Here is a 20,336-nt window from a genome sequence, read left to right as displayed (position 1 = left end):
GGTCAGAAATCCTTAGCTCTTGTTTTCCAGTATCCTCGCTTCCATGTATTGAATGGTCCTCGATTCATTGATGGCGGCGCGCTACTGTAACGATGACGAATTCCGTCTGAGCCAATATAGGATTTGTCGTATTGATTATTGTACATATGAAGTTCCCGATTGTAATTTTGATGCATGCTCTGTGATACCTCCGCCATCGAGCCGGGTTCGTCCTGAGTTAAATGGTGAAGATTTATTTCTTCTCCATCGGGCCCGATTGGTGCATCGCCATCGGCCATCCGTTCACGGTTCGTCCGCCCTTCAGCATCTCGCCTATCTGGATCGATCAGGTCATCTCTCTGATATACTCTTCTGCCGTTGACGTCCTTGGCAACCCATCTTCTCGTGCGCGTGACCCTGACATTCTCATCGGGCGTCGCCCGCTCGATCTCCTCCGCCGCCTGTTCCGTTTTTCGGGCGGCCGGCACGACGTCCTCGGCCACGCCGGCGGCGCTGGCGGCCGCGCCCTCGGCCGCGCCGACCTTGCGGGCGACACCGGCCGCGGTGGCGGCCTTGCCGGCCACGGTGATCGCCCCCTTTGTCGCCAGGGCCTCGACCCCGAGCCTGACCACGTCGAAGGTGCCATGGCCCAGCGCCTGCGCCACCCCGCCTTCCTGATAGGCCTGGACATAGGGGTCGGAGACGCCGTGCCAGACCGCGCCGGCCGTGTTCTGGGTGTTCTCCCAGCCGCGGCCCAGCGTGCCTCCCGGGTCGTTCCACAGGTTCTGGCCGACCTCGCCGGTCCATTGGGCCGCCCCGGTGACGCCGCCCACCACGCTCTCCCCGGCCGAGCCCAGCGTCCCCAGCGGATCGTTCCACAGATCGGACGCGATGCTCTTCGCCCCCTCCAAGGCGTCCGATCCGACCTTCTTCGCCCCTTCCCAGGTCTCGCCCGCATTCTCGCTGAAGCCGTCCGCGAACCGCTCGCCGGCGCCGCGTGTGTCGGTTCCGTTGCCTCCGCCGCCATGGGTCGTGTTGTCCCCCGCCATCCGGACTTCGCCGAATGTGTTCCCCCGGTTCATATAGAACCGGTCCTCGTTCCGGATGACCGGCTGTCCCTCCGCCCGCACGGTTCTCGAATGGTCCAGCGGCTCGGCGATGTCTCCCACCGTGCCCGACTTGATGCCCTTGGCCGATCCCGGCTCGTCGCCATGGGTGCAGGTGGTGTTCGAGCGCAGCACGAAGGCGCGCTCGCCGGTGAAGAACACGGTCGGTGTCGTCTTCTCGTCCTCGCCCGGAATGGCGTAGACCGAATAGGGGATCGGCGGGGTGGAGGAGCCGACCGGGGTCTTGCAGACATCCGGCGTCAGCGACAGCACGATCGGCTTCGAGGAATCGCGGATCGCCTCCTTCGGCGTCGTCGTCCACTGCGCCTGCGGCGGGGGCTCCTCCTTCTTGGTTGCTCCCACCCGATACGGTTTGCCGAGCTCGTCCGCCTCGGACAGGGCGCCGATGGCGGGCGTCCAGTCTTTGGCCTGGGATAGCGCCTGGAAGCGATCGATCAACGAGCCGTACCGGGCCGCCACATCCGGCGGCATGCTCCCGATGTCGACCGGATACGACCCACGGCCATCAATCATGGCCCGTCTCCGCCGGAAGGGGCTGCCGGCTGGCTGCGGACATCGGTTCCGCCGGCCCCAATAAATGCGCTTCGACGGCCCGCACGCCCTCCCGCCAGGCGAAGCCGACCCGCCAGGTCAGAGTCACGCGCAGCGGCAGTTGCACCACGTCGATGTGGACGCCGTCGAGCGGCATGGCGAGGATCTCGGTCTCGCCGATCTTCCGATGCGCTGCGCAGACCAGTCGCAGCCCCGGCAGGGAGAAAGCCAGGAGCGGTGCGTCAGGGCGGAGATTGGCCAGCCGGATCTCTTCGTCGCCGTGCAGCCACGGCGTGAAGATCAGATCGGGATGAGCGCAGTTGTAGAAGCGGTAGTCGAAATCCGGCGGCAGGAACGGGTGCCGGGTCGCCAGCCAGGTCTCGTCATAGGTGCCGGTGTACTGCTCCCGGAATCGCCACCACGGCGCGATCGGGGCCAAGCCCTGCGGCTGATAGGCTTTCTGCCATTCCGTGATCGGCTCGTCCGCGGCCTCGATCTGCGGTGCGGGCAGGGGCCGGTCTTTCAGGCTCAGCTTCGGGTCCAGCAACCCGGGGCCGAGCGGATTGAAGCGGTTGCAGTCCTGCGGCCCGTCATCCTCTGCTCCCTTGGGGATAGGACCGCCATGGGCGAGATAGTAGCTGAGGGGCACCTCGGACACCGGGGCGGCTTCGCCCAGGCGCCAGCCATCCCCGTCAGGCTGCCAGTGACGAGGGCCATGGACCCGGAGCAGCTTCTGCCGGTCTCCGACCTTGATCCCGGCCAGCCATGAAGGCTGCGGCTCGCCGAACGGAGCATGGGCGCGGGCCAGCACCGTCACGTCGGTGCCGGGCTTGAACGGGACGAAGTCGGCCTGGCGCAACAGGTGGGCGCGCTGGCCTTCCCCCGCATACTCGTCCTTGAGCAGGAACGGCGTCTGGCTGCCGGACGGCGCCAGCGCCTCGCCGGGACGGATGTCGAAGGTGCCACGCAGCGCCAGGACGCCGTTCAGCTCCGAACGCGCGTTGTACTGCTTGAACGCCAGGCCGGGGAACGGCGTGTTGTTGCGGAATTCCATGCGCCGGCGCTCAGTTCAGGTCGATCGTCTTGCCGTTGACCTGAACCGGCCCGCTCATGGTGATGTTCAGGTTGTCGCCGAGGATGCGGATCGAACCGTCGGCCCGGAGGGTCAGCTTCGACTTGCCGACCTCGAGAACGAACTCCTCTCCCACCTTGACGACATAGGCCTGTCCGACATTGACGGTCTTGGCGACGCCGACCTGTTCGTGGCGGGCGACGCCGACGGTGTCGGATTTGAAGCTGCCGACCACGGTGTTCATCATGCCGGGCAGCGAGAACAGCTGGTTGACCGAGGAGCCGAGGCCGGTGCCCGAGGCCTGCAGCGCGGCGCCGGCGTCCTGGCGCGTGCTGGGGCCGGCCACCAGCCCGGAGAGCGCGTTGAGGGCGGGACCGGCGAGGAAGCCGAGCGCCGAGCCGCCGATCTGCCCGGCGAAGCTCTGCATCAGCGCCGGGGTCGCGGCCAGGGCGCCCGCGGCGAGGCTGCCGGCGATGCCGCCGCCGGCGGGCGCCGCTCCGCCGCCCCCGCCCGAGAAGGCGCCGCCCCGTTGGGCGATGCTGGTGGCCTGGGCGATCAGCCCGGCCGAGGAGCCGGCGAGCCCGGCGACATTGGCCAGGAGGCTGGGGGCGCCGCCGCCGGCGCCGCCGACCGTCAGGTTCATGCTGCCGCCGATCTCCTCCTTGTGGTTGGAAGCGACGTTGATCGCCTTGCTGGCGCCGATGCTCTCGACCTTGTCGTTGTCGACCCGCTTCACATGGTTGTTGCGGACCTTCACCGTGTGGTCCTTCTGGGCGTGGAGGAACAGGTTCTCCCGGCCGGTGTCGTCCTCCATCGAGATCTCGTTGTTGCCGACATAGCCCTGGGCCTTGTGCGACAGCGAGCGCCAGGTCGAGCGCGTCTTGTTGTCGGGGAAGGCGTAGGAGACCATGTTGTCCGGGTTCGGCGCGGTGCCGATGCACAAGGGCTTGTCCGGGTCGCCGTCGACATAGGTGATGAAGGCGGTCATGCCGATGCGCGGCTTGACCTGCAGGCCGTGATTGGCGCCGGAGACGGCGTGGCAGACCTGGATCCAGCAGCTGTCGCCGTCGCGGCGTTTGGCGTAGCGGTCCCAGTGGAACGCCACCTGGATCCGGCCGTACTGGTCGATCCAGATCTCCTCGCCCGGCGGGCCGACCACGGTCGCGGTCTGCACCCCCTCGATCTTCGGATGCGGGGTCTTCTGCTCGGGCACGAAGGGCTTGTTCGCCGGCATGGCGACGAAGCGGTTGGCGTAGCTTGGCCCCTCGGTCGCGGCATCGGGGGCGTAGGTCGGGTCCCTGGCCTCGTGGTCGACCGAGACCACGGTATAGTCGCCGTTCTCGGCCGCGACCGGGTGGCCGTACAGGGTGAAGCCCTGGCCCGGGGCGACGCGGCGGTTGCCGCTCTCGGCCGCGACCGTGTCGAACGCCGCCTCATGCACCTCCATGCGCCGCCGGGTGATGTGGTCGGCCCGGCCCTTCTCCAGGAACCGCCCGCCCCAGCGGTACATCTCGAACGGCTTGGAGGTCTTGATCGGGTTGACCGTCGGCTGCGCCCGGGTCAGGTCCTGCCGCGGCGTCTCGAAGTTCCAGTCCGATTCGGCCACCGCGCCGGGCTTGAAGGCCCAGCGCCGGGTCCAGACGGTGACGTCGTTCAGGTCGACATTGGTCGTGGTGTAGCGCAGCCGCGGCTCCTCGCCCGGCGCGAAGGCGCGCGGGCTGTCGGCGACGACCAGCACGTGGCGGCCCGCCCCGCCATCCTGGCCGGCCTCGTGCCGGAACCACCAGCACCAGCCTTCCTCCTCCAGCAGTCGGAAGACGAAGTTCAGGTCGGTCTCGTTGTACTGGACGCAGTACCCGCGCGGCTCCTTCGGCCCGGTGACGGCGCCGAAATCATAGTCGCGGATGCCGGCCTCGCCGAAGATGGTCTCGAGGATCTGCTGCGTTGTCCTGTGCTGGAAGATGCGGCAGTCGGAGGTATGTCCGAACAGCCACAGCCAGGGCTTCGCGGTGACGGTGTAGGCGCGCATGCCGTCGCCGACGGCATGGCCAGCCTCGATCGCGCCGACCACGCCGGACCAGGTCCGCCGCATGCCGCCGGGCAGCTCCAGGGTCCAGGACAGCGGCAGGCCCACCACCTCGTCCGGCGTGATGTCCTGGCGCTTCGAGCGCACATGCAGCCGGAAGTCGAACAGGTCGCACAGCGTTTCCTGCCCCTGCATCCTTTCCAGGAGCAGGACGTCCTGGCCCAACGGCGTGTCGATCGTCAGCAGCCGACCGGCCTGCGTCAACGAACCGACGTAATCGTAACCCCCCATAACGACGGCTCCGACTGCATCGAAATCTGTTCAACTTGTCGCCAGATCGGGCGCCTTTGGCAAGCCGAGAGATAGGATCGCAGTCGGAGTCAGGCATTCCGCCGAGTTGGAGGGTCGATATTTGTGGCTGTTTTGTTGCAAAAAGGGACCGCCGACCTATTCGATCGGCCGATTCTCGTGGCGCGCGTCAGCCGCGCTCCGGCGCACCCGTGACTCGCCAGATCACGTCGCCCACATCGTCCGCCACCAGCAGCGAGCCGTCCGGGCCGATGGTCACCCCCACCGGCCGGCCATAGGAAGCGCGCTCGTCAGGGGACAGGAAGCCGGTCAGGATGTCGCGCACGGGTCCGGCGGGGCGTCCGTTCACGAACGGCACGAAGGCCACCTTGTAGCCGCTCAATTTGCTGCGGTTCCAGGAGCCGTGCTGGCCGATCGCCATGCCGTCGGGGAAGCCGGGCAGCGTGCCGGCTGGAAGCCAGCACAGGCCCAGCGACGCCGTGTGCCCGCCCAATGCGAAATCCGGCGTTATGGCCGATGCGACCAGCGCCGGATCCTGCGGCACCCGGTCGTCCACGATCCTGTCCCAATAGCAATAAGGCCAGCCGTAGAAGCCGCCGTCGCGCACCGATGTCAGATAATCGGGCGGCGTCTCGTCCCCCAGCCCGTCGCGCTCATTCACCACCGTCCAGAGAGAGCCCGTCGTCGGCTCCCACGCTATGCCGACGGGATTGCGCAGGCCGGAGGCGAAGATGCGGACCTGGCCGCTCTCGAGGTCCAGCTCGTGGATGGCGGCCCGGCCTTCCTCTGCCGCCAGCCCGTGGTCTCCGATATTGCTGAGCGAGCCGACGCCGACATAGAGCTTCCGTCCGTCGGGGCTCGCCAGCAGGCTCCGCGTCCAGTGCCCGCCGGGCTTGAAGTCCGCCAGCTTCCGCCCCGCCGCGCCGATGCGGGTGTCCCCGGGCGTGTACGGGAATGCGACCACGCCATCGGTGTTGCCGACATAAAACGTGTCGCCGAGCTGCGCCATGCCGAACGGCTGGTTCAGCCCGGCCAGGAACACCTCACGAGTCTCGGCGACGCCGTCGCCGTCAGCATCGCGCAGCAGCGTGATGCGGTTCGGGCTTTCGCCCACCGCGGCCGCGCGCTTCATCGTGCTGTACATGGCGTAGTCGAAGACGGAACTGATGCCCCCCGGCGTGCTGAGCGCCTCGGCCGTGAGCACGTCGCCATTCGGCAGGACGTGGATCCAGCGCGGATGCTTCAGGCCCGCCGCGAAGGCGTTGACCTGGAGTCCCGGCGCGGCGATCGGCGTCTGCCCCGCGGTCCATCCCCTTGCTGTCGGCATCTTCAGCGTCGGAATGCTGCCCTGGGGCTTCGCCGGCGGAATCGCCGGCGTGCTGCCGAAGGCCGGCGCCTTCGGGCCGTCGTGCCGGTGCCGCAAATGGATCGCTCCGGCGCCGACCAGCGCGACGACTCGAGCAAAGATGCCGGACAAGCTCATTGCGTTCCCTTACTTGCGTGAACACGGGCGACACAAGCGCCGCGAGATTGGTACCAACGGTCTGTCAGGTTACAGGCATGCCGTGAAGGCCATCTGCGACGATGGCGGGATCGAACCTAGGCTGAACGCGGGATGGGCGGAAGGCCGTTGCTTATTCCACGACGATCCGCACCGGGCGCGACTCCCCGTCCTGCAGCGGCAGGCGCAGCTGGAAGTGGTGCGCGCCGGGCGTCAGCGGCCAGTACACCGTCTCGTCCGGCCGCGCGGTGCGGAACGGCAGGCCGTCGACATACCAGACCACCTGGGAGACGCCCGGCGCCGCCGCGGCCTTCAGCGCCAGCCGGTCGAGCGCCGGCGGCATCTCCGGGTTGCGCCAGATCCGGGCGTTGTGCTCCGGCATCGTGATCGACAGGCGCGGCGGCCCGGCGGTGCCGATTGCCGGACCGTCCGGCGCCCTGGCGACGGCAGGGGCCACGGCAGGCGGCACGGCGGCGTCGGCCCTGACCCATTCCACCACCCGCTGTCGGCAGAAATCGGGGGAAGGACCGCCGGCCGGCACGCACAGCTCGACCGGCTTGTAGGCCCGCGGCGCCGGGAAGCCGGCGTCCAGCAGGTCGCCGGGCCGGGCGCCGTGCAGCGCCATCAGCACATCATGCGCCAGCTTCGCGGCCGACCCGGCGCCGGCGACCTGGCGCATCGTCCCGGCATCCGGCCGGCCGAACCAGACCCCGACCATGTAGTCCTGCGACCACGCCACCACCCAGGCGTCGCGATATCCTTGTGACGTGCCGGTCTTCAGCGCCACCGGGAACGGGAATTCGGTGGTGCCGTAGCGCGGGAAGCTGGGCAGCCGCGCCATCGGGTCGGACAGGAACAGCGTCACCAGCCGGGCGATGTCGGGCGACAGCACCCGGCGCGGCGGCGCCAGCGGCTGGCCGCGGTACCACACCAGGTCGCGCAAGGTCCCGTCATCCGCCAGCGCGCCATAGGCCTGCACCAGCCGGTCCAGGCTGGTCGGCAGCGACCCGATCGCCATCGACAGGCCGAAATTCTCCGCCGGCACGTCCAGATCGTGCAGCCCCAGCTCGCGGAAGAAGCGGAAGCCGCTGTCCAGCCCGACCCGGCGCAGCAGGTTGGTGGCCGGGATGTTGCGCGAATTGGCCAGCGCCTGGCGCGGCAGCACCGGGCCCAGGAAGCTGCGGTCGGCGTTGGAGATGCCGGACGCGCCCTCGGGCATGTCGGCCATCACGTCGGTCGGGCTCAGCAGGGTGCGTTGCATCGCCAGGGCGTAGATGAAGGGCTTCAGCGTGCTGCCGGGCGACCGCACGGCGCGGCTGAAGTCGATCGACCCGCCATTGGCGCCGCCGTAGCGGGCGGAACCGACATCGGCCAGCACCTCGCGGCTGTCGCGCCGGGCCACCACCACGGCCACCTGCTGCGCCCCCATCGGGGACAGGGCCCGCAGCTGGCGCCGCGCCGCCGCCGTCACCGTCTCCTGGATCCCCAGATCCAGCGTGGTGCGCAGCCGCGGATCATTGGCCGGCAGGGCCTCGGCGCCGTTCCGCGCGATCATCTGGCGCAGCCGCAGGATGGCGGGCACGGCATCGGGCCGGCGCGGCGCCGGCGGCAGGCGCAGCCCGGCCAGCTGGACGGTGGCCAGCGCCAGCTCCTGCGGCCCGATCACGCCCTGGCCGGCCAGCTCGTCCAGCGCCCGCTGGCCGCGCTGCTTGGCTCTCGCCAGCCCGTCCGGCCGACGCGGATTCATCAGGCTGGGCGCCTGCGGGATGGCGGAAAGCAGGGCGATCTCGGCCCAGCTCAGATCCGCCACCGGCTTGTCGAAGTACCAGCGCGCGGCATGGGCGATGCCGTGGCTGCCATTGCCGTAGGGTACCAGCCGCAGGTAATGCGCCAGCAGCGCCTGCCGGTCATAGCGCTGGGTCAGCACCAGTGCGGTGCCGGCCTCGACCGCCTTGGACCACAGGTTGCGCGCCGCCGGCTGCTGCATCCGGGCGATCTGCATGGCGATGGTCGAGGCGCCGGACCGCACCCGGCCGCCCTCGATGTTGTGCCACAGGGCCCGGGCCACGGCGCGCGGATCGACGCCCGGATGGTCCCAGAAGCGCCGGTCCTCCAGCGCCAGCGTGGCGCGGACGACCCGGTCGGGCAGGGGATCGACGGTCCAGTAGCCGTAATCGACGAAGCGTCTGCCGTCTGCCGCGCGCTCCTCATGGCCGATCTGGGCGACGAACTCGCCCTGCCGGTCGTACAGGATCGGGGTCGGCGCCGGCGCCTCCAGATGCGCCCGCTGCGCCACCTGCACGGCGAACACTCCGAACACGGCGAGGCCGAGCGCCAGCATGCCTCGGCTGACCCAGCGCCGCCACCGGCGGCGGGGCGGGGAGGACCCGACGGCAGGATCGGGGGCCGGCATTTACGCCCGTCCAAATCTGTCCCCCCTCCCCCCGCGGGAGGGGGGTAGGGGGAGGGGGTTCTCTCGGCCAGGACTGAAGACTGCCTGCTGCAGGTCCAACCTGTTCGCGCGCGGACGCGCGCAGACCCCTCCCCCTAACCCCCTCCCGCAAGGGGAGGGGGGACTATTTTGGGGATGGCTGGGGGCGCTCATCGTCGTTCGCCTCACGGGCTGACCACGATCCGGGCGCCGGCGCTGGCGCCGTAAACCCCGGCCCGGTACATCATCTCGGCCTCGCCCGGCGGCTGGATGAAGCTGCCGGCCACCTGCGCCCGCAGGCGGAAGCGCAGGGTCAGCGGGCCCTTGTCCAGCCGGTCGTAGAACACCCGCACCTCGTCGTCGCCATAGCTGGCATAGCTCGGCGGCACCGACGGCGCGGCCGAGGGCGCGGCCTCGGCCGGCGCCGTCGCCAGGTTCGGGTTCAGCGGCTCGAACCCGGCCGCGATCGGCAGGCGGATGGCGACCTGGGTGCGGGCCTCGGGGTTGATCAGCTCCGCCACCTCCTCGACCACCTCGCCGGCGGCGACATGGATGGCGCCGTCGCCGCCCGGGTCCAGCCGCTCCAGCGGGCCGGCGGCCGGCACGCGGTACAGTTGGCGGGTCAGGACGAAGCCGTCCTGCACCGGCGTCGCCGCCGATCCCGGCGCCTTCGGCAGCCAGCGTGCGTCGGCCAGCGCCACCACCGGCTGGCTGCCCTGGTTGGTGACGCCGATAGGCCCGGCCTGGTCGATGCTCCAGCGCAGCACCGGCGCGTCGGGCTCCAGCGTCCCGGTCTGCTCGCCGCCGGGCAGCGAGGCGGTGACCGGCACCGACCCGCTCGGCGCCACCCACGCGGCCGCCAGCGCCCGCAGCGCCGCCGCGTCGGCATTGGTGCTGCCCCAGCCGGAGCCGTCGCCGAGGCCGATCAGCCCGGTGCGCAGCACGCCCGCCACCGGATCCTCCGGCGCGGCGCGGGCGACCGCCAGCAGAACCTCGGACAGGGTGCGGGTCTCGGACGGCAGCACCATCGGGTCGGCCGGCCGGTCCTGCAGCCCGGCATAGACCGGCCGGCCGTCGCGCGACAGCAGCCGGACATTGGCCTTGACCTGGTCCAGGAGGCCGGCGACCCGGGCCGGGTCGGCATCCGGCGCGGCGGCGACCACCCCGGTGATCTGGGCCAGCGATTCCAGCGGCAACAGGGAGGCCCGGCGGCTCAGCTCCGCCAGATAAGCCGGGTCCGCGGTGCCGCCGGCGGCCAGGGCCGACAGGGCGGCGACCCGCTCGCGGACATCCTCGCCGGTGAGGAAGCGCGGATAGTCGGAGCGCAGGGCCTGCTTCAGCACCTGGGCCAGCCGGTCCTTCAGGGCCGGGTCGACGGTCTCGCCCGCCTGCTCCGCCTGCACCACGAAGCGGTAGGCGGCCGCGGTCAGCATCACCGAGCCGCGCGACTTCGGCCAGAACCCCACCCGCCCGTCCTCGTCGGTGGTGCGGATGATGCTCTGGATCGTCTTCTGCACATCGGCCGAGATGCGGTCCTGCAGCCCGGCCGCGGCGAGCACCGGGGCGTAGGGCTTCAGCGCCAGCTCGGAGCTGGCCAGCGCCATCACCTGCTCGGTGCAGCCGAACGGATACTCGGCCAGGGCGTTCAGCCCGGCGACCAGCCGCACCAGCGACGGGTCGGCCGCCAGCGCCACCGAGGCCGAGTAGGAGCCGGGGCGGACATCGCCGGGCGCGGCCAGCAGGGCCTGGGTCGCGCCCGGCGCCAGCTCGACGATCCGGCGCTCGCGCAGCGGCGGCCGGTCCGGCCGGATCGGCAGCGCGATCTCGACCGCATCGCCGGCCTTGTCGGCGTCGCGCTGCAGCAGCAGGCGCAGCTTCGCCGTGTCCTTGCCCGGCGTCGGGTCGGGCACCGAGACCGGGAAGCTGATCCTCGCCGGCCGGTTGCCGTCCCAGGCGAAGGCGCGGTCCTTCGACCCCTGCACGGTCAGCCCGTCGACGCTGATGCCGGCGCGGCCGGAGCCGCCGGGGCCCTCGACCACGCGGCCGACCAGCCCGGCGTCGAAGCTGTCGCCCGGCCGCACGAAGCGCGGCAAGGCGGGCTGGGCCACGATCGGCTGCCGCACCTTGACCTCGCCGGTGCCGAATCCGAAGCGGTCAGGCCCGCTGGTGACCACGGCGCGCATCTTGTAGACGGTCAGCGTGTCCGGCAGCTTGACCTTGATCTTGGCGGTGCCGTCCGGCCCGACCTGGACATGCGGCAGGTAGATCGGCACCGGGTTGAAGTTGCGGCGGACGGAGATGTTCTCCACTCCCCATTCGTCGGTCGCCTCGTCGCCGCCCGGCACCTCCTCCAGCGGGATCACGCCGAAGGCCATGTTGCGGGTGTCGCGTGCCGCCATCTGCGACATGCGGGCGACGATGAACTTGGGCAGCGGGTCCAGCGGCTGCTCCCGGGCCAGAGACAGCACCGCCTGGTCGACCATCCAGAAGGTGGCCTCGCCGGCCAGCGGCCTGCCCTTCAGGTCGGCCAGGCGCAGCGTCACCTCGATCTCCTGCGCCGGGCGGGCGCTGGGCGGCGCGTCCAGCGTCACCGCCACCTGGTTCTCGACCGGGGTGACCTTGACCCAGGCGGTGGTGGCCAGCGTCACCGGCTTGCCCTGGTCGAACGGCGCGGTGGGGGCCTGGGCCTCACCCGGCAGGCGCCCGCGCATGATCAGGAAATGCACCGGCAGCCGCGGCATCTGCGCCTTGCGCACCGGCACGGCATAGCGGCCGAAGCCGTTGGCGATGTCGACCCAGTCATAGCGGAACCGGCCTTCCGGCTCCTCCACCACGGCCAAAGCGCGCGCGGTCTGGAACGGGCTCTCGATCACCAGCGTCGCGGTCTCGCCGGGGGCGTAGGACTCCTTGTCGGCGGTGACGGTGACGTTCTGCCCCGGCGGGCGCGACCAGGTCACCGGCGTGTCGCCGGCGGCAAACAGGTCGACCTTGACCGACTGGCTGCGGCCGATCTTGTCGGCCGCCTCGACCGAGACGATGTAGACCCCGGCCTCCGGCAAAGCGAAATGCAGCGCCTGCACCTCGGCGGTGGACGTGACCTTGCGCTCCTCCAGCGTCTCGTCGATCACCTGGGTGACATACTTGGCCGAGCCCTGGCTGAAGTCGCTGGCCTGCAGCACCGAGTTCCAGTTGCGGTGGATCAGCTTCACCGTCATCTCGACGCCCGGCAGCGGCTTGCCGGCGGCGTCGACCGCCAGGATCTCCGGGTCCAGCGCATCCGCCTTGGGCAGGTAGCGCGGCACCTTCAGCCCCAGAGTGAAGGGCGGCAGCGCCACCACATGCTGGGTGCTGCGGATCTGCATGTCGTCGTCGCCGGTGACCGTGGCCTCGACCACATAGCGGCGCGGTTGGGCGGTCGGCTCGATCGTCGGGTCCAGCGTGATCTGGGCCGACCCGCCGGCATCGGTCTTGCCGTCCTGCTGCAGCACGGGGGTGGAGCGGAACTCGTGCTCGCCCGAGAAGCGGGAGTCGCTGGAGAATTGGAAGCCCTCACGCCCCGGCGGGGTCCAGCTGTACGGGAACTGCGTCACCCGCCACTTGATCGGGCGGTCGGCCAGGAGGCCGCCGGCGAAGTAGCGGGCCAGCAGCGAGACCTGGAGCTGGCTGTCCAGCGGCGCCGAATCCGGGCCGTTCAGCAGCACCTCGAAGGTCGGAAGCTTGTAGGCCTCCTTCTTGAACGGCACCTGGCCGCATTCGTCGCCGTCGGGGTCGACGAAGCGGACGCTGTAATCGCCGGTCGCCGTCGTGGTCTCTTCGAAGCGCTGGTAGAAGCCGCCATTGCCGTCCAGCGTCACCGGCAGCCGCCATTCCTGGTCGTCCGGGCCGTTGAGCACGACCTCGCCCTTGCCATTAGCAAAGGACAGGCCGCCGCCGAGATAGGACCGGACGAAGCCGCGGATCTCCACCGCCTCCTCCGGCCGGTAGATCGGCCGCTCGGTGAAGACGTGGCACAGCATCTGCGGCCGCTCGCGCCGCGCCGCGACGTCGCCGAAGCCCCAGGCCAGCCAGGGCTCGTCCGGCTTGGTCCAGTTCTCCTGGGCGTATTGCGCCGGGCCGTTGTCCGGCTCCAGCACCAGCGTGTCGGTGCCCTTGGTCACGACGATGCGCCGGATCTCCGGCTCGTCGGCATAGGCGCCCTTCGGCGCCCAGGCGAAGCCGCCATCGGCCCCGGTGACGCCGTGGGCGAGTGTCACGAACTGGTCGTCGCGCACGCCCTCCAGCCGGATCTCGGCGCCGTCCACCGGCCTGGCGGTGTTCAGCGAGGTGACGGCGAAGCGGATGCGCTGCGGCTCCTCCACCGTCGACAGGGTCAGGTCGGTCACCTGCAGCCGCAGCCAGCGCCGGTCGGCGCCGTCGACCGGGCGCAGCCCGACCAGATAGGTGCCGGGCTGGCTGGCGCCGGCGATCTTCGTCAGCAGAGGTTTCAGGTCGAGGCCGAACTTGGCCGAAAGGCCGCCGCGCAGCGACGGCAACGGCACCAGCTCGGACACGGCCGGCGAGCCCAGCGCGGCGATCCGCTCCGCCATCGCGTCGCGGTCGATCGCCGCCGCGTCTTTCCATGGAGAGGGCTCGTTGCCGGCCAGGGGCGGCGTGGTGTCGTCCTGGGTGGTCAGGCCCTCGGCCGGGAACGGCCAGAAGTCGCGGCCCAGCGGGTCGATGCGGTGGATGCGAATGTCGGCGCGGTCGTAGCCATGGCCGCGCAACGGCACCATCTGTGGGCCGAAGCGCTCGCTGATGCCCTGCCCGGCGTCCCAGGCCAGGGCCGGCAGGTCGGGCGGGAACACGAAGCGGGCATCGGTGGCGGGGCCGGACAGCGGCCGCCCGCGCACATCCTTCAGGCTGCCGGGGTCGACCCGCAGGGTATAGACCGTGTCAGGCAGGAACCGGCCGGTCAGCGTCAGGTTTCGGCCGTCCGGCTCCAGCGCCAGATCGTCGACCGCCGGGGTGATGCGGAACACGTCGCGGGCGCGCACGGCGTCCAGCGCCTCCGGCTCGTTCGAGAAGCGCAGGCGCAGCCGGCGCTCGCCGGTCGGCTGCGCCTCCTCGCCCTCATAGGCGGTCGGTTGGCTGCAGCGCAGCACGCCATCCTGCTGGTCCTGCTGGAAGCTGCGCCCACAGGCGGTGTCGGTGACCGTGAACGGCGCGGCACTGCGCAGCCGCAGCTCGAAGATCGGGTCGTCCAACCCGGCCGCATCGGACAGGCGCAGCCGCAGGATCGCCATCCGTCCGTCCGGGATCGGCTGGCGCAGTGTCACGACATAGCCCTGCTGGGCGCCGCGGTCGGCGCGCTCCAGCGCCTTGATGGTGAAGTCCTGCGCGGTCAGCTGCTGGCTGCCCTGGCCGTCAAAGCCCGGCAGGGGGCGCAGCTCGATGGTCAGCAGCCGGGCCAGGGCCTGGATGTCGACCGGGTCGGCGAAGGTCAGGCCGATGGTGTCGAGGTCGGCGATGCCATCCGGCTGGTCGGCCGGGCTGGTGGCCACCGGCGTCGGCAGCAGCGGCACCAGCTCGGTGGCGTGGCCGGCGGAGGTGACGGTGACGCGGCGCAGCGGCTCCCACGGCTCGCCCGGCCGGAACTGCAGCACGCGGGGCCCCAGCCACTGCCAGGCGCCGGGCTGGTCCGGCGACAGCGTGGCGTATTTCGCCGGTTCGTCCTCCGGGCCGCCGGCGCGCGGGCCGGTGTCGCGGTCGAAAAACACGGTGACCGGGTCCCAGCGGCGCAGGAACCGCTCCGGCACCACCTGGGCGCCGTCGGCGCGCTGGATCTGGTCCAGCGACGCCGGCGGGGTCGCGGCTGTCTGTGCCAGGGCCGGGCTGGCGCCCAGAAAACTCGTGGCCGAGGCGAGCAGGGCGAGGATGAGGGGAAGGCGGGTCATCACTTGCCTCTCGCATTCGTCGCCGGGGCCAGCCCGGCGAGGTCCAGATAGCCGCGGATCACATCCTCGGGCGGCCCGCTCGGCCGGGCCTTGATGCCGACCACCGCCGGCCGCACCAGCGTCGCCGGGGCGTCGGGCGGCACCTGCGCCTCGATCAGGTAGCGGCCGGGGGCCAGACGGCGCATCTGCACCACCCCGTCGCCCAGGGGCTTGCCGTCGGCATCAAGCAGCCGCACCCGGGCCCGGTCGGGCTCGGCCCGGATGCCGATGCCGATGTCGCTGTCCTTCTCGACGGTGAAGCCGAACAGCGCGGTGCCGCCGGACGCGACGGTGACGGCGTCGCCGACGCCCTCGGCCAGCGGCGCGATCGGCGTCGCCACCAGCTCGATCGAGCCGGACAGCGTCCCGTCCTGTGGCGAGAACAGGCGCAGCAGCGACGCATCCTGGAGGTAGCGGTGGAACTCGGCCCCGGCCGGGAACAGCTCCGGCGCGTCGCCATCGGCGGCCAGGATTACCGGCGCGGTGGTGCGGGCGGTCAGCAGCGCGGGCTGCGGCGATCGCACCCGCAGGGTCATGGCCTCGCCGGACAGCGGCAGGATGCCGGGCAGCGGCGCGTCCTGCAGCTCCGGCTGCGGCCACGGCCCGTATTCGTTGGCCTCCATCCAGGCGGCGACCAGGCCGGCATCGTGGCGCAGCACCACCAGCCCGGGGCCGGTCAGCGGGATCCGGCGGCCGCTGGCGACGCGCCCGTCGCGGCCGATCACCGTGGCCTCGGCGGCCCCGGCCACGATCAGCCGGTGGCCCGGGCCGGTGCCGTCCGGCAGCGCCAGCAGCACCGTGCCCTCGGCGCCGAAGAAACGCTTCATCACCGTGTCGGTGGCCAGTGCCGGGGTCGGCGAGGGATCCGGGATCTGCGCCAGCGTCACCGGCGCGGGTTTGGTGCCGGTGTTGACCAGCAGCAGGTCGGTCCAGCTGCCGTCCAGCGACCAGCTGGCGGGCGCGTCTCCGGTCCAGGCGGTCTCGGCATTGGTGCCGCGCCAGCCGGCGACGGCGGCGACGCCGGCCGGCAGGTCCAGCCGCAGCCGCTTCGCCCCCGCGGGCAGGGTCACCGGCAGGGCGCTGCCCGGGGCCAGCGTGTCGGACAGCTCGGCATCGGCGTGGCGCTCGACGGCGAGGGTGAGGTCCAGGCCGGTCAACTCCAGCCGGAGGGCGCCGGCGCCAGCGGCATTGCGGATGGTCAGCGGCATGGAGGGAGCGCTCAGGGCGAAGGCCTCGCCCGGGGCCACGCCCATGCCGAGCCCGGCATCGAGACCGGGTTGGCCGTCGCCGGAGCGCCCCAGCCAGGCCCGCAGCCGGCCGGGCTGCGCCTGCGGAGCCGGCAGCGTCGCGGCCTCGCCGGCGGCGAGATCCAGGGCGGTAGGATGAGACGGATCTGCGGCGAGCGGCGCCAGAACCGGCTTGGCCGGCTGCGCCGTGCGCCCGAGCAGCCACAGCCGGTCGGATTGCGGCGCCAGCACCGGCGCGGTCAGCGGCCGCAGCGCCCGGCCGGGGGCGGAGCCCTGCCACAGCCCGCCGTCGAGATCGGCGCCGTCGATCCGCTCCAGCCCGGCGCCGGGGGCGGCGACCAGGGCGGTGGCCAGGGTCTGCGGCAGGCCGTCCAGCGGCAGCGGCGCCAGGGCGACCGGGCCGGGCAGCTGCGGCTGGGCATCGACCAATCGGGCGGCGAAGCGAACCGGCTCGCCGCCGCCATCGACGGTCCAGACCGAGGCGCGCCAGGGCCGTGAGGCGTCGCCATCGGCCGGCACGGCCACGGCGGGCGCCAGGCCGCGGTCGATCGCCACGCTGGCCCAGGCGCCGTCGGCACCCTGGCGCTCCAGCGACAGCGTCAGCTCGGCGGAGGAGCTGGCGGCGGCGACCATCAGGCTGCCGGCGGCGGCCGCCGGCATGGTCAGGCGATGCACCGTCGGCCCGGTCAGCTCGACCATGCCGGACGGCTGGGCCGCGCCTGTGGCGTCGCCCTCGGCCGGCAGCGACAGCCGCAGCTCGGTGGTCGGCTGCGATTCGTCATAGTCCTCGGAGTCATCCGAGCTGTCGCTCGAGGACGCCGCCTCGACCGAGGCCAGGTCCAGGCTGTAGTGGCCGGCCGGCAGGTACTGTGACACGGCGATGTTCCAGTCGCCGTCGCGGTCGTCGAAGCGGCCCAGCACCTGGCCCTGGGCGTCGCGCAGCACCGCCTTGACGTCGAGGGCGCCGAAGCTGGTCAGGCTGACCACCCGGTCGGTCGCGACGCTGAACGGCACGGTCGAGGGCAGCGGGAGGTCGCGCACCGCGCCCGGCTGCAGCTCTTCGGTGTGCAGCGACAGGGTATAGTCCAGCCGGTCGTTGCGGCCCAGGCTGGTCGCCTCGACCCGGTAGCGGCCGGCCGGCAGCTCGCCGGCGAAGGAGGAACTGCTGGTGAACCGGGCCACGGGCGCGGCGTCCGGCGTGTCCAGCCGGCGCAGCTCGGCGACCATGCCGTCGCTGAGGCTCAGGCTGGCCTTGGCCGGGCCGGCCAGGGTGAAGTCCCACCGGTCCGGCTGGCGCGGATCGCCGCGTCCCGCCGGCTCGCGCCATTGGAAGGCCTGGTTGGCGTCGAAGGGCAGCGGGTGCGGGCCGTGACCCTCCAGCGCGACCTCCGGCTCGATCCGGGTCAGCCGGGCCACCACGCGGGTGTCGACCGCCTCGGGCAGGATCATCAGGCGGTAGCGGCCGGCGGCCAGCTCCTGCTCCAGCCCCGACAGGTCGCCGGCGGCCAGCAGCGGCCAGCCCTCGGCATCCTCCAGCCGGGCGGTGAAGCTGCGGTCCAGCCCCAGGATTTCCAGCCGGTATTGGCCGTCGGCCGGGATCTCGACCGGGAACAGGACGCCGCTGCCGGCGGGCAGGGCGGCACGCACGGTGCCGGCGGGCACCAGCGCGGCGCCGGACAGCATCGGGACGGGGCGGGCGGTGATGCCCAGCCGTCCGGTGCCATCCTCCGCCTTGGCGGTGACGCGATAGCGGCCGGCCCGCAGATACTGTTGCAGCAGCATGTTCTGACCGGCGCCATTGGCCGAAGCCTCGCCCAGGGAGTCGATGAAGGGCGTGCCGATCGATCCGCTGGTGCGCAGCCGACCCAGCGTCTCGACCCGGTACAGGCCGCCATCGGCGACGGCCAGGGCGAAGCTGCGCTCGCCCTCGCGGTCCAGGTCGAACCAGGCGGGCTTGCCGGCCTGCAGCGCCGTCAGCGGCGGCGGCGGGCTGACCGCCGGGTCCGCCAGCGGCGCCGCGGGCGGCCGCCAGGACAGGATCGTGGTGCGCGGCTTGTCCGGCGCCGGCAGGGTCAGGTCGGCCCCGGTGGCGCTGGCCTTGACCGGCGCGGGCTTCAGCTCGGTGGTGCCGGCGCCGACCTCGGTCTGCAGCAGCGTGCCCTCCGCCGGGTGCGTCAGCGACAGGCCCAGCGCTTCCCCGGCGCCCTGGGTCACGGCCAGCGGCCCGTCGGCGAGGTCGAGCGGCCAGGGCCGGGCCGACAGCGCGACGCCTGCGTTCGGCCCGCTGTTGGCGGCCAGCCGCAGCGTCTGACCCTCCGCCAGGTTCTGCGGGCCGAAGCCGACAACCGGATCAGCCGGCTGCAGCGGCCGGCTGTCCTGCGGCACCAGCCCGGGCGGCCCGACGGTGAGATCGAGGATGCCGGTGGCGCCGTCGACCGGGTCCAGCTTCAGCCTGTACCAGCCGGCCGCGAGGTCCCAGGACGGGGCGGCGCCGTCGGTGCGGGCGGCCAGCAGGTCGCCGCTCGGGACGGTGATCGACGGCTTGATGGCCGGGCCGTCGCTGCGCAAAGCGATCGGGCCGGGGGCGGTCACCTGCAGCAGCAGCGTGCTGGGGCCGCGCAGGTTGAAGCGCTGGCGCCAGGCTGCGCCCGGGCCGATCTGCGGCGCGTTGCTGCCGACCGTGACGGCCGGCTTGTCCTTCTCGGTGCGGACCAGCGCCAGGGTGGCCGGCAGCTCGTCGCCGCCGAAGCCCGCGGTCGGGGCCGACAGCCACCACGACCCGGCCTGCGACACGCTCATGCCGTCCGGGGCCTCAATCGCCCGCAGCTGGAAGGCCTGGCCGGCCGCGCCGGTCAGCTCGACCACGCGGTCCCCCGGAGTCTTCGACGCGGCCGAAGTGGCCGAGGCCGTCGGCTCGCGGCTCTTCTTGTCGATCGTGCCGCCGGACACGGCGCCGGTGCCGTCCAGCACCCGCAGCCCGGCCGGGGCGGCGGCGGGCAGTGCCAGGCGGAACCGCCGGGCGCTGCCGTCGATCCGGTACAGGTCGCGGCCGAACGGCCCGATCGTGCCGCCGACCCAGCCGGCCAGCAGCGCGTCCGACGCGCCGAAGCGGATGTGGAAGGGCTGGCTGGTGTCGCCGTCGGCCCAGGTCGCAGCCGGGCCGCCATAGGCGGTGACCAGGTAGGTGCCCGGCTCGAGAGCGTCTTCGAAGGTGATGTCGGTCATCGGGTGGCCGGCCACCGGCTCGATGGTCCGCATCCGCCCGGTCTGCGGCACCAGGTCGGTGCCGTTCCGCCAGAAGCGCAGATCGGCCAGGCTGCGGCCCGCCGCCTCCAGGCGCAGGAAGCCCGGCGCCTCGACGGCGACCCAGAAGGAGCGCTGCTGCAGGTCGGCCAAGGTCATGCTCTGCACCACGCCGTCGCGCGGGCGCAGAACCGGCGCCTCGGCCTCGCGGAAGGCGGCGACGGTCAGCGCGGCCTCTCCCTCGGCCCCTTTGGCGCCGAACAGCCGCAGCTTGTAGGTGCCGATGTCCAGCAGCACGTCCAGCCGGCCGTCGGTGGCTCCGGCGTCGCCCGACAGCTCCGACGGGCCGGTCAGCATGTCGACCAGTTGGATGGCGACGCCGCTCTGGCTGCGCACGCGGATCGAGAACCGGCCCGGCTGCAGCACGCGCAGCAGCGTGTCGTGCCGGCCGGCGGCGGGAAGCTTGTCCCGATCGACCGTCGCGGCCGCAGCCGGCGGCGCGGCGGGAGTCGCAGCCTGCGCCAAAGCGGGCGGGGCGGCCAGTGCGGCCAGCAGGCCCAGCAGCCTGATCCAACGACGGGCATTCATGGCATCACCCCCCAGTCCGGATCGTCGGACCGCCTCCGCTGCACCATTGTTTCAACGGGATTCATGGCATTTCAATGATCCTCGGCACGGTGCGTCGTCGAGATGGCTCCATCGCCGCCCCGGCGGCCTTCGCCCAAAACGCCACCATCTCCGTGTCGTGTCGGCGCCGGTGAGGTTCGGCGCCTCCCCGGGGCCGGGGCGGACTCGCGAAAGCGACATCTCCCGGGCGCCCGGCGACATGGAGCGCGACGGCACGGTGCTGCCTCTCTACATAGATACCTATTAGATTGACGTTTTGCAGCTTTGTGAG

General features: G+C 71.9%; 7 protein-coding genes. All 7 read right to left on the bottom strand.

The window, feature by feature from the left end:
• Positions 1 to 2: 2 nt before the first annotated feature.
• On the bottom strand, positions 3 to 1,619 hold the full coding sequence (locus tag QFZ27_RS34160; protein ID WP_429230963.1) for a PAAR-like domain-containing protein: 1,617 nt from the start codon (positions 1,617 to 1,619) through the stop codon (positions 3 to 5).
• Positions 1,612 to 2,691 carry a DUF2169 family type VI secretion system accessory protein gene (locus QFZ27_RS34155; RefSeq protein WP_429230961.1) on the bottom strand — a complete coding sequence of 360 codons (1,080 nt, stop codon included), beginning with the start codon at positions 2,689 to 2,691 and terminating at the stop codon, positions 1,612 to 1,614. The genes QFZ27_RS34160 and QFZ27_RS34155 overlap by 8 nt, the downstream gene beginning before the upstream one ends.
• A 10-nt stretch (positions 2,692 to 2,701) precedes the next feature.
• Positions 2,702 to 5,026 (bottom strand): type VI secretion system Vgr family protein, encoded by a 2,325-nt coding sequence (locus QFZ27_RS34150; RefSeq protein ID WP_429230959.1) that lies wholly within the window; start codon positions 5,024 to 5,026, stop codon positions 2,702 to 2,704.
• 187 nt (positions 5,027 to 5,213) lie between these two features.
• Positions 5,214 to 6,527 carry a PQQ-dependent sugar dehydrogenase gene (locus tag QFZ27_RS34145; RefSeq protein WP_429230957.1) on the bottom strand — a complete coding sequence of 438 codons (1,314 nt, stop codon included), beginning with the start codon at positions 6,525 to 6,527 and terminating at the stop codon, positions 5,214 to 5,216.
• A gap of 151 nt (positions 6,528 to 6,678) precedes the next feature.
• A complete protein-coding gene (locus QFZ27_RS34140) occupies positions 6,679 to 8,958 on the bottom strand; it encodes a transglycosylase domain-containing protein (RefSeq protein ID WP_429230956.1) in 2,280 nt (759 codons plus the stop codon).
• Between the two features lie 203 nt (positions 8,959 to 9,161).
• Positions 9,162 to 14,909 carry an alpha-2-macroglobulin gene (locus QFZ27_RS34135; protein WP_429230954.1) on the bottom strand — a complete coding sequence of 1,916 codons (5,748 nt, stop codon included), beginning with the start codon at positions 14,907 to 14,909 and terminating at the stop codon, positions 9,162 to 9,164.
• Complete coding sequence (locus tag QFZ27_RS34130; RefSeq protein WP_429230953.1) at positions 14,909 to 20,026, bottom strand: hypothetical protein; 5,118 nt, start codon at positions 20,024 to 20,026, stop codon at positions 14,909 to 14,911. Before QFZ27_RS34130 ends, QFZ27_RS34135 begins: the two co-directional genes overlap by 1 nt.
• Between the last annotated feature and the right edge of the window lie 310 nt (positions 20,027 to 20,336).

This window comes from Inquilinus ginsengisoli, assembly GCF_050434925.1.
Lineage (GTDB): Bacteria > Pseudomonadota > Alphaproteobacteria > DSM-16000 > Inquilinaceae > Inquilinus > Inquilinus ginsengisoli_B.
Note: the sequence above shows the minus strand (reverse complement) of the source record. Positions and strands in the feature narration are given on the sequence as shown.